This is a genomic window from Streptomyces sp. JJ36 (genome assembly GCF_021696945.1).
Classification (GTDB): domain Bacteria; phylum Actinomycetota; class Actinomycetes; order Streptomycetales; family Streptomycetaceae; genus Streptomyces.
The window spans coordinates 1-10922 of record NZ_JACYHE010000116.1 but is presented as its reverse complement, the minus strand read 5'-3'; the positions used below and the strand labels follow the sequence as shown (position 1 = coordinate 10922).

Annotated in this window: 4 protein-coding genes and 1 pseudogene; 4 read left to right on the top strand and 1 reads right to left on the bottom strand. The window is 74.0% G+C overall.

Going from position 1 to position 10922, the window contains the following annotated elements:
- The first annotated feature begins 613 nt into the window (after window positions 1-613).
- The 4 genes from HOY81_RS25945 (at window position 614) to HOY81_RS25930 (ending at window position 9918) form a co-directional block, all read left to right on the top strand.
- Entirely contained in the window at window positions 614-1126 is a 513-nt protein-coding gene (locus HOY81_RS25945; protein WP_237323146.1) for a hypothetical protein, read from the top strand.
- 148 nt (window positions 1127-1274) lie between these two features.
- Window positions 1275-2039, top strand: a complete 765-nt coding sequence (locus HOY81_RS25940) for an HAD family hydrolase (RefSeq protein WP_237323145.1) — start codon at window positions 1275-1277, stop codon at window positions 2037-2039.
- A gap of 340 nt (window positions 2040-2379) precedes the next feature.
- Entirely contained in the window at window positions 2380-7377 is a 4998-nt protein-coding gene (locus tag HOY81_RS25935; RefSeq protein ID WP_237323144.1) for an NAD-glutamate dehydrogenase, read from the top strand.
- A 273-nt stretch (window positions 7378-7650) separates the two neighbouring features.
- Window positions 7651-9918: a bifunctional glycosyltransferase family 2 protein/CDP-glycerol:glycerophosphate glycerophosphotransferase gene (locus HOY81_RS25930; RefSeq protein ID WP_237323143.1), complete on the top strand. Its 2268-nt coding sequence runs from the start codon at window positions 7651-7653 to the stop codon at window positions 9916-9918.
- Between the two features lie 24 nt (window positions 9919-9942).
- Here HOY81_RS25930 and HOY81_RS27520 read toward each other — a convergent pair.
- Window positions 9943-10922 (bottom strand): annotated as a pseudogene (locus tag HOY81_RS27520) (hypothetical protein); the annotation flags it as partial.

The following is a 10922-nucleotide window of genomic DNA, read 5'->3' as shown; positions in this document are numbered from 1 at the left end:
TCCGGCCCGGGGCGGCGGTTGTCCGGCCCGGGGCGGCGGTTGTCCGGCCCGGGGCCGGGGGAGCCCCGTCGGCGCCGGGCCGACCGGCTGTCCGGCGCGGTGCGGCGGGCGCGTCCGGTGCCGCGGTGCGGGCGGCGCCTTCGGCTCGGGTGGGACCGGCCGGTGTGGTCGTGCCCGTCTCCCGGAGGGCCCGGTCCGGTGCGTGGGTGCCGGGAAGCGGCGCCTGTGCGGGCCTGCGGGGGCGGCCCGCGGGCGTGCCCGGCGGGGGCGCCAGGGGCCGGGCTGCGGGCAGCGGTGCGGGGAGCGGTGCGGGGAGTGGTGCGGGCAGAGAGGCAGGAAGAGACGTCCTGGTCATGGGCTGTTCCCCCGGCGGTTGATACCGATCAGTAGCTTGTGGCACCAGGTTGTAGCCGCGCCGCAGGCCCACCGCAACGCGCCCACCCCGGCGCGGTACGCCCGTCCCGGGTTCACCTATCCGGGGAGACGGGGGCCGCACTGCTGACGGGGAAGGCTGTGAGCTGCGGTGTCGCGCGGCCGCACCGGTGCACGGGAGTGCGGGGCGGCCCGTATCCTGGCGAGGCAGTCCGTACGGCGATACACGAAAGCGGCAGCCATGCGCGTCTACGTCCCCCTGACCCTCCTCTCCCTCGCCGAGACGCACCGGAGGGGCGAGCTGGGGCCGGCCCCGCTCGACGCCTACGCGGTGACCCCGGGGCTGCGCGAGTGGTACGTCTCGGACGACATCGAGGAGCTGGAGTACGCCGCCCTCGGCCGGGCGGCGCGGGCCTCCCTGCGCCTGCTGGCGGTCGATCCCCGGGCGCCCCGGCGCCGGGTGGTGGTGGCGGTGGACGTGCCGGACTCCGCGGCGGCGGCCGACCCGGACGCGGCGCTGGACGACACCTCGGTGGGTTCCGTACGGCTCGCGGCGGCGGTGCCGCTGACGAAGGCGGCCGCGGTGCACGTGGACGCCGACGAGGCCGAGGCCGACGTCGCCGCGGCGGCGGCCGCGCTCGGGGCCGCGGACCTCGGGGACGAGGACGCCCGGTTCACCGTGGACGGGGCGGAGGACCACGAGCTGCGCTGGTTCGCCACCCAGGAGATCCCGGACCTGGTCGCCCGGGACTGAGCCGTCCGGGCCCGCCAGGACGCGCCCGGATTGCGCCCCGGGCCGTCCGCGGACCTGGCCCCGCTCCCGCCACGGAGCCGGCCCGGCGCCGCAGGAGGTCCGGAAATCCGTTACCCCGTTGTCGGACCCGGCACGTACGGTCGTGTCCATGGATGCGGGGAACAGCGCGGAGCACGAGGCGGAGCACGCCGCGGAGCGGCAGGCGGCCCGGGACGGGCACCCGGGCGGCGGGGCCGCCGCCGTAGGCCCGACGCACATCGTCTGGGACTGGAACGGGACGCTGCTGCACGACATCCACGCCGTCCTGGAGGCGACCAACCTCGCCTTCGCGGAGATCGGCATGCCCACGATCACCCTGGAGCGGTACCGCGAGCTGTACTGCGTGCCGGTGCCGCGCTTCTACGAGCGGCTGATGGGCCGGCTGCCGTCCGACGAGGAGTGGGAGGCGATGGACCGGATCTTCCACCGGCACTACTGGCGCCAGGCGGACGGCGTCGGCCTCACCGAGGGCGCCGCCGAGCTGCTCGAGGCACGGGAAGACGCCGGGCACACCCAGTCGCTCTGCTCCCTCGCCCCGCACGACCGGCTGGTCCCGCTGCTGCGCAACCACGGCATCGACCGGCACTTCCTCCGTGTGGACGGCGCCCGCGGGCCCTCCGGCGGCGGCAAGGCCGCCCAGATGGCCCGCCACCTGTCGGCCCTCGACGACGTCGACGCGGGGCGTACGGTGGTCATCGGGGACGCCGTGGACGACGCGCTGGCGGCCGCGCACGTGGGTGCCCGTGCCGTGCTCTACACGGGTGGCTCGCACAGCCGCCGCAGCCTGCAGGAGGCCGGGGTGCCGGTGGTGGACACGCTGGCCGAGGCCGTGGAGGCCGCCGACCGCATCGCCGCCGGCGTCCGTGTCCGGTGAGCCGGCGGCCGAGGGGGTGAGTGCGGTGGTCCGGGAGCCCGCACCCCGGGTGGTGAGGGTGACGAGAGTGGCCGGAGAGGCAAAAATCCCGCCACGGTTTTGTCCGATCGACCATGAAGGGCCGTGCTCCGGGGCGATAGCCTTACCTGCGTGATCAGCGCGATATCCGCCGCAGGCGGTCCCGCCTCCGCCGCGTGCCCGCGGCGCACGGGCGCCGCGGGCACCGCTGGTCGACTTCTCTCGGGGCATGACGCCGGATCCCAGCGGAAACTCCGCGCAGTGACGTCATCGCCCGCCCACCCCGACGTCACGCAACGGCGCGCGACAGGAGCCAGAGGACATGCAGAGCAAGCTGGACGAAGCCAAGGCCGAACGGCTCGCGGAAGCCGCCCGGGTAGCTGAGCAGGGCCCCCTCGGAGGGGTTTCGCCGCACGGGCTCGAGGGCGGCGCCCTCCAGGCGTATCTCCAGCGCTACTACCTGCACACGGCTCCGGACGACCTGACCGACCGGGACCCGGTGGACGTCCTGGGCGCGGCCCTGGCGCACCACCGGCTCGCCCAGGAGCGCCCGCAGGGCACCGCCAACGTCCGGGTCTACACCCCCTCGGTCGACGAGAACGGCTGGGCCTGCACCCACACCGTGGTGGAGGTCGTCACCGACGACATGCCCTTCCTCGTCGACTCGGTCACCAACGAGCTCTCCCGCGAGGGCCGGGGCATCCATCTCGTCATCCACCCGCAGATGATCGTGCGCCGGGACGTCACCGGCGCCCTGCTGGAGGTGCTGGAGGCCGGCCGGGACCCGCACTCGCCGCGGGCCAGCACGCACACCCGGGAGGAGCTGCCGCACGACGCGGTCGTCGAGTCCTGGATCCATGTGGAGATCGACCGCGAGACCGAGCGGGACGACCTCAAGCAGATCAACGCCAACCTGCTGCGGGTCCTCTCCGACGTCCGCGAGGCCGTCGAGGACTGGCAGAAGATGCGGAGCGCCGCCCTCCGGATCTCCGAGGAGCTGCCCTCCGAGCCCCTTCCGGAGGATCTCCACGAGGGCGAGGTCGAGGAGGCCCGCGAGCTGCTGCGCTGGCTCGCCGACGACCACTTCACCTTCCTCGGCTACCGCGAGTACGAGCTGGAGGCGGATTCCTCCGCGGGAGGCGGCGAGGAGCTGCTGCTCACCGCCCGGCCCGGCACCGGCCTGGGCATCCTCCGCTCCGACCCGCAGCACGTCGACGAGGACGGGCACCCGGTCTCGCCCTCCTTCAACCGCCTGCCCGCCGACGCCCGCGCCAAGGCGCGTGAGCACCGGCTGCTGGTGCTCACCAAGGCGAACAGCCGTGCGACGGTGCACCGCCGGTCCTACCTGGACTACATCGGCGTGAAGAAGTTCGACGCCGAGGGCAACGTCGTCGGCGAGCGCCGCTTCCTGGGCCTGTTCTCCTCGGCCGCCTACACCGAGTCGGTACGCCGGGTCCCGGTCATCCGGCGCAAGGTCAACTCGGTGCTGGCCGGCGCGGGCTTCACCCCGGACAGCCACGACGGGCGGGACCTGCTCCAGATCCTGGAGACCTACCCGCGCGACGAGCTCTTCCAGATCTCCGTGGAGCGGCTGCGCTCCATCGTCACCTCGGTGCTCTACCTCCAGGAGCGCCGGCAGCTCCGGCTCTACCTCCGCCAGGACGAGTACGGCCGGTACTACTCCGCGCTGGTCTACCTCCCCCGGGACCGCTACACCACGGCCGTGCGGCTGCGGCTCATCGACATCCTCAGCGAGGAGCTGGGCGGCACCAGCGTCGACTTCACCGCCTGGAACACCGAGTCGATCCTCTCCCGGCTGCACTTCGTGGTGCGGGTCAGGCCGGGCAGCGGGCTGCCGGAACTGACGGACTCCGACGCCGAGCGGATCGAGGCCCGGCTCGCCGAGGCCGCCCGCTCCTGGGCCGACGGCTTCGCCGAGGCGCTGGTCGCCGAGTGCGGTGAGGAAGAGGCCGCCGAGCTGGCGCACCGCTACGCCAACGCCTTCCCCGAGGGGTACAAGGCCGACTTCCCGCCCCGCGCCGCCGTCGCCGACCTCCAGCATCTCCAGAAGCTGGTCACCGCCGGCGCCGCCGCGGCGGCCGAGGGCGAGGAGCCCGCGCCGGACTTCGCACTGAGCCTCTACGAGCCGGTCGGCGCCGGCCCGGGCGAGCGGCGTTTCAAGATCTACCGCACCGGCGAGCCGGTCTCCCTCTCCGCCGTGCTGCCGGTGCTCCAGGCGCTCGGTGTCGAGGTGGTCGACGAGCGCCCGTACGAGCTGCGCTGCGCCGACCGCAGCAAGGCGTGGATCTACGACTTCGGGCTGCGGCTGCCGCAGGGCCAGCAGCGGTCCTTCGGCGACGACGCCCGGGAACGCTTCCAGGAAGCCTTCAGCGCGGTCTGGACGGGCCGCGCGGAGAACGACGGGTTCAACACCCTGGTGCTCTCCGCGGGGCTGACCTGGCGGCAGGCGATGGTGCTGCGGGCGTACGCCAAGTACCTGCGGCAGGCGGGCGCCACCTTCAGTCAGGACTACATGGAGGACACCCTCCGGCACAACGTGCACACCACCCGGCTGCTGGTCAGCCTCTTCGAGGCCCGGCTGGCCCCGGAGCGCACCGCCGCCGGGCACGAGCTGACCGACGGGCTGCTGGAGGAGGTCGAGGGCGCCCTCGACGAGGTGGCCAGCCTGGACGAGGACCGCATCCTGCGCTCCTTCCTCACCGTCATCCGGGCGACCCTGCGCACCAACTACTTCCAGCGGGACGCCTCCGGCGAGCCGCACGACTACATGTCGGTGAAGCTCGACCCGCAGCAGATCCCGGAGCTGCCCGCGCCCCGCCCCGAGTTCGAGATCTGGGTCTACTCGCCCCGGGTCGAGGGCGTCCACCTGCGCTTCGGCAAGGTCGCGCGCGGCGGGCTGCGCTGGTCCGACCGCCGGGAGGACTTCCGTACCGAGATCCTGGGCCTGGTCAAGGCGCAGGAGGTGAAGAACACCGTCATCGTGCCGGTCGGCGCCAAGGGCGGCTTCGTCGGCAAGCAGCTCCCGGACCCGGCGCAGGACCGCGACGCCTGGCACGCGGAGGGCGTCGCCTGCTACCGCACCTTCATCTCCGGGCTGCTCGACATCACCGACAACCTGGTCGGCGGCGAGGTCGTCCCGCCGCGGGACGTGGTGCGGCACGACGGCGACGACACCTATCTGGTGGTCGCCGCGGACAAGGGCACCGCGACCTTCTCCGACATCGCCAACGAGGTGGCGGTCTCCTACGGCTTCTGGCTCGGCGACGCCTTCGCCTCCGGCGGGTCCGCGGGCTACGACCACAAGGGCATGGGCATCACCGCCCGCGGCGCCTGGGAGTCGGTCAAGCGTCACTTCCGGGAGCTGGGGCACGACACCCAGACGCAGGACTTCACCGTCGTCGGCATCGGCGACATGTCCGGCGACGTGTTCGGCAACGGCATGCTGCTCTCCGAGCACATCCGGCTGGTCGCCGCCTTCGACCACCGGCACATCTTCCTCGACCCGGACCCGGACGCCGCCACCTCCTACGCCGAGCGGCGCCGGCTGTTCGAGCTGCCCCGCTCCTCCTGGCAGGACTACGACGAGAGCCTGCTCTCGGCGGGCGGCGGCATCCACCCCCGCACGGCCAAGGCCATCCCGGTCACCCCGCAGGTGCGGGCGGCACTCGGCATCGACCGGCGGGTCACCAAGATGACCCCGCCCGAGCTGATGAAGGCGATCCTGCAGGCACCCGTCGACCTGCTGTGGAACGGCGGCATCGGCACCTACGTCAAGGCGGCCGCGGAGACCGACGCCGAGGCCGGCGACAAGGCCAACGACGCGATCCGGGTGGACGGACGCGACCTGCGGGCCAAGGTGGTCGGCGAGGGCGGCAACCTCGGCCTGACCCAGCTCGGCCGCATCGAGTTCGCCGCCAACGGCGGCCACATCAACACCGACGCCATCGACAACAGCGCGGGCGTGGACACCTCCGACCACGAGGTGAACATCAAGATCCTGCTGAACGCGGTGGTGAGCAACGGCGACCTGACCGTCAAGCAGCGCAACGCGCTGCTCTCCGAGATGACCGACGACGTCGGCGAGCTGGTGCTGCGCAACAACTACGCGCAGAACGCCGCGCTCGCCAACTCCCTGGAGCAGGCCCCCAGCCTGCTCCAGGCGAACCAGCGGCACATGCGCGCCCTGGTCAAGGAGGGCAAGCTGGACCGGGCGCTGGAGTTCCTGCCCAGCGACAAGCAGATCCGGGAGCGGCTGAACGCCGGTACCGGCCTCACCCAGCCCGAGCTGGCGGTGATGCTCGCCTACACCAAGATCACCGTCACCGAGGAGATCATCGGTGGCACGCTGCCGGACGAACCGTATCTGCAGCGGCTGGCCTTCGCGTACTTCCCGCGGGCGCTGCGCGAGCGCTTCCCGGGCGAGATCGAGCACCACGCGCTGCGCCGGGAGATCGTCACGACGCTGCTGGTCAACGACACGGTCAACACCGGCGGCTCCACCTTCCTGCACCGGCTGAAGGAGGAGACCGGCGCCTCCACCGAGGAGATCGTCCGGGCGCACACCGCCGCCCGCACCATCTTCGGCCTCGGCGACATCTGGGACGAGGTCGAGTCGCTGGACAACGTCGTCCCGGCCGCCGTCCAGACCCGGATCCGCCTGCACTCGCGGCGCCTGGTGGAGCGCGCCACCCGCTGGCTGCTGAACAACCGCCCGCAGCCGCTGATGCTGGCGGAGACCATCGAGCTCTTCAGCGAGCGGGTCGACCGGGTCTGGGCCGAGCTGCCGAAGCTGCTCAAGGGCGACGACCTCACCTGGCACGAGATGATCCACGACGAGCTGGTGGCGGAGGGCGTCCCCGCCGAGCTCGCGCTGAAGGTGGCCGGCTTCTCCGCGGTCTTCCCCGCGCTGGACGTCGTCGCCGTCGCCGGCCGCACCGGCAAGGAGCTGCTGGACGTCGCCGAGGTCTACTACGACCTGGGCCACCGGCTCGGCATCACCAAGCTCCAGGAGCGCGTGGGCCAGCTCCCGCGGGCCGACCGCTGGCAGTCGATGGCCCGTGCCGCCATCCGCGAGGACCTCTACGCCGCGCACCAGCTCCTCACCGCCGACGTGCTGGCGGCGGGCGACGGCATGGCCACCGCGGAGCAGCGCTACGCCGCCTGGGAGCAGAAGAACTACGCCATCCTGCACCGGGCCCGCGCGACGCTCGACGAGATCCAGAACTCCGACACCTTCGACCTGGCGAACCTCTCGGTCGCCATGCGCACCATGCGCACCCTGCTCCGCAGCAACCGCTGAGCCGTCCGGCGGCCGTCGCCACGGCCCCGGGGCCCGCGGGCTCCGGGGCCGTACGGGGGACGCACGGCGAGCGGCCTGCGGCGATCCGGGAGAGACTGGGACACACCGCCCACTCGGTGCGGCGCCCGTGACCCGGGGCCGGGCCGGCATGTGGCGTCGCCGGCCCGCACCCGGGGCCTGCGCGGCCGCAGCGCGTGCCCGTTTTGCCCCGGCCCGGTACGGGTACGAGGGCGGTTCCGGCCGGCGAGCCCGACGTACGGCAGGAAGGGTGCCATGCCTCGTCTCAGCGTCATCGTCCCCGTCTACAAGGTGCAGGGCTATCTCCGGGAGTGCCTGGACTCGGTGCTCGGCCAGTCGTTCACCGACCTGGAGCTGATCGGCGTGGACGACTGCTCCCCGGACGGCAGCGGCCGGATTCTGGACGAGTACGCGGCGCGGGACAGCCGGGTGACGGCGCTCCACCTGGCGGAGAACGTCGGCCTCGGCCGCGCCCGCAACGCCGGGGCGGAGCGGGCGACCGGCGACTACCTGCTCTTCCTCGACAGCGACGACGCCTATCTGGACGGCGCCCTGGAGGCCGTGGCCCGCCGGCTCGACGCCTGTGGCGACCCGGACGTGCTGGTCTTCGACCATGTCCGCCGGTACTGGTGGGACGCGGTGCGCCCGAGCATCTTCGGCGAGCAGCTCGCCGCCGCCGGCACCCGCACCGAGAGCGTGCCGGAGAACCCCGAACTGCTGCGGCTCTTCGCGGTGGCCTGGAACAAGGCGTACCGCCGCGCCTTCTACGAGCGGCACGGCCTCGCCTTCCTGCCGGGGCTCTACGAGGACGCCCCGCTGGCCTACGAGGCCATGGTCTCCGCGGACAGCATCGGCTGTCTGGCCCGCGCCTGCGTCAGCTACCGGCAGCGCTATCGCGGGGCCATCACCCGCTCGCCGGGCCGCAAGCACTTCGACATCTTCCCGCAGTACGCCTCGCTGATGGCCTTCCTGGACGAACGGCCCTGGCTGGAGCAGCTGCGGCCCGAGCTGTTCGAGCGGATGATGTCGCACTTCCTGTTCTGCATCGAACGTCCGGACCGCGTCCGCCCGGCCGACCGGCGGGCGTACTTCCGGATCGCACGGGAGTTCCACCGTCGCTACCGCCCGGCCGGGTACCGGCCGCCCCCGGGCCGGCAGGGCATCCCCCTCCGGCTGGTGGGCGCCCGCTCCTACGGGCTCTACGCCGCCTTCGGGCTGGCCAAGCGTGCCCGGCGCCGGCTGCTGCACACCACCCGCCTGGCACGCGGCGCCCTCGGCCGGCGCGTGTACCGGGCGTACTACGCCGTCCAGCGCCGGCTGCCACTGGACGAGCGGCTGGCCGTCTACAGCGCCTACTGGGACCGCGGTGTGCGGTGCAACCCCGCCGCGATCGAGGCCGCGTGCCGGAAGCTGGCACCGGAGATCCACCCGGTGTGGGTGGTGCGTGCGAACGCCGTGCCGGAGCTGCCGCCCGGGACGGACTACGTGCTGCCGCGTTCCCGCCGCTACTGGCGGGTCACGGCCCGCGCGAAGTACCTGGTCAACAACGTCAACTTCCCCAACCACGTGCGGAAGCGCCCCGGCCAGGTGCATGTCCAGACGCACCACGGCACGCCCCTCAAGACCATGGGCCTGGACCAGCAGGGCTATCCCGCGGCCGCGATCGGCCTGAGCTTCCGCGGTCTGCTGCACCGCGTGGCCCGCTGGGACTTCAGCATCTCCGCGAACCCGCACTCCACCGAGGTCTGGGACCGGGCCTACCCGCTGGACTACACGCACCTGGAGACCGGCTACCCGCGCAACGACGTCTACACCACGGCCACCGCCGAGGACGTGCGGGCCGTCCGTGAGCGCCTCGAGATCCCGCCGGGGCGGATCGCCCTGCTGTACGCACCCACCATGCGCGACTACCGGCGAGGGTTCGTGCCGCAGGTGGACCTGGTCCGGCTGGCCCGGGAGCTCGGCGACGACCACATGCTGCTGGTCCGCACCCACTACTTCTACGGCCGCAGCCCCGAGCTGCTGGAGCTCCAGGAACGCGGGGTGCTGCGGGACGTCTCCGGGCATCCGAGTGTCGAGGAGCTGTGCCTGGCGTCCGACGCGCTCGTCACCGACTACTCGTCGATCATGTTCGACTACGCCAACCTGGACCGCCCGATGGTGATCCACGCCCCCGACTGGCAGGCCTACCGCGCCTCCCGGGGCGTCACCTTCGACCTGCTCTCCGGCCGCCCGGGGGACACGCCCGGAGTGGTCAGCAGGGACGAGGACGAGCTGATCGCCGCCTTCACCTCCGGTGCCTGGCGCGGGCCGGAGGCCGCGGCCCTGCGCGCGGCGTTCCGCGAGCGGTTCTGCCCGTACGACGACGGGCGCGCCGCGGAGCGGGTGGTGCGGCGGGTCTTCCTCGGCCAGGACGCCGCGGAACTGCCCGCTCCGGTGCCCCCGGCCGAGCGGACCTGCGCCCCGGCTCCCGACGCGGCGGCCCTGCCCGGCGCCCCCAGCCGGGTGGGGGCCACCGGGTAGTCCCTCGCCGGGTGCGGAGGCGCCTCAGCGTCCGGGCCGCGGGTGGGGGAGCAGGGAGCCCCCGGTGTGGGCCAGGACGCGGAGTTCGGGAAGGCGTTCGGGGACGGTCACCGCGCTGCGGTGCACGTAGTCGCCGCCGGCCCCCCGGCGGAGCAGCGGGCGGTAGCCGTGCGCGGCGAGCCGTGCGGCGGTCAGCCCGGTCCGCCGGGCGAAGGCGCCGTGCAGGTGCAGGAACTCCGGCCGGGCCCGGTCCAGTACGAACCGGCGGAGCGCCGCCATGTCGTGTGCGCTCCAGGCGGCGGCCAGCGCCGGGTCGGTGCGCCCCGTCAGGTCCAGCACGCGCTGTCCGCCGTCCGCCGTTGCGGACCGGGTGGCGAGGGAGCCCGGCGCCGCGAGCGCGACCGCCGAGCGTTCCAGGCCAAGCCGCTCGGCGTAGGTACGGAAGAGCGCGGCCTGCCGGGCGTCGGTGAAGCCGGGGGCGGGCGGCTGCCACGACCCGGCCGGGAACACGGCGGAGGCGGCGAGGACGCCGCCGGCCAGGGCCGCGGCCGCCCCGGCGAGGGCCGGGGCGGGCCCGCGCCGGCGGAACACGGGGGCGGTGCCGGCGGCGAGCAGCCGCCGCAGCGGTCCGGAACGGCCCGGCCCGGAGCCCAGCGCCGTGCCCAGCACCGCCCCCAGCGTGGCGGCGACGGCCCACCCGGCCCCGTACCCGGGGGCGGCCCCGTCCGGTGGCGTGGCCCGCAGCAGCGCCCCGGCCGTCAGCAGCGCCGGCAGGGCCGGCGCTGCTCCGCTCAGGGCCCGGCCGCCCCACCGGGCCACGCGGGTGTGCCCGCCCAGCCGTACGGCGAGCAGCGCGGCCAGGGCCGTCCCGGTGAGGGCGGCGACGGCGCCCGGCGCGCCGGGCAGGCCGAGTGCGGAAGGAGTCCCCGGTGCCGCTCCCGGCAGCGCGGCCAGGGCCGGCCCGCCGGTGAGGGCCGCCGCCAGGGCTGCCCGGCGGCCGACCG

What these genes read in the sequence shown, in the direction of transcription:
- HOY81_RS25940 (WP_237323145.1), top strand. Translation starts at nt 1,275, where the DNA reads ATGGATGCGGGGAACAGCGCGGAGCACGAGGCGGAGCACGCCGCGGAG.
- HOY81_RS25935 (WP_237323144.1), top strand. Translation starts at nt 2,380, where the DNA reads ATGCAGAGCAAGCTGGACGAAGCCAAGGCCGAACGGCTCGCGGAAGCC.
- HOY81_RS25930 (WP_237323143.1), top strand. Translation starts at nt 7,651, where the DNA reads ATGCCTCGTCTCAGCGTCATCGTCCCCGTCTACAAGGTGCAGGGCTAT.
- HOY81_RS25945 (WP_237323146.1), top strand. Translation starts at nt 614, where the DNA reads ATGCGCGTCTACGTCCCCCTGACCCTCCTCTCCCTCGCCGAGACGCAC.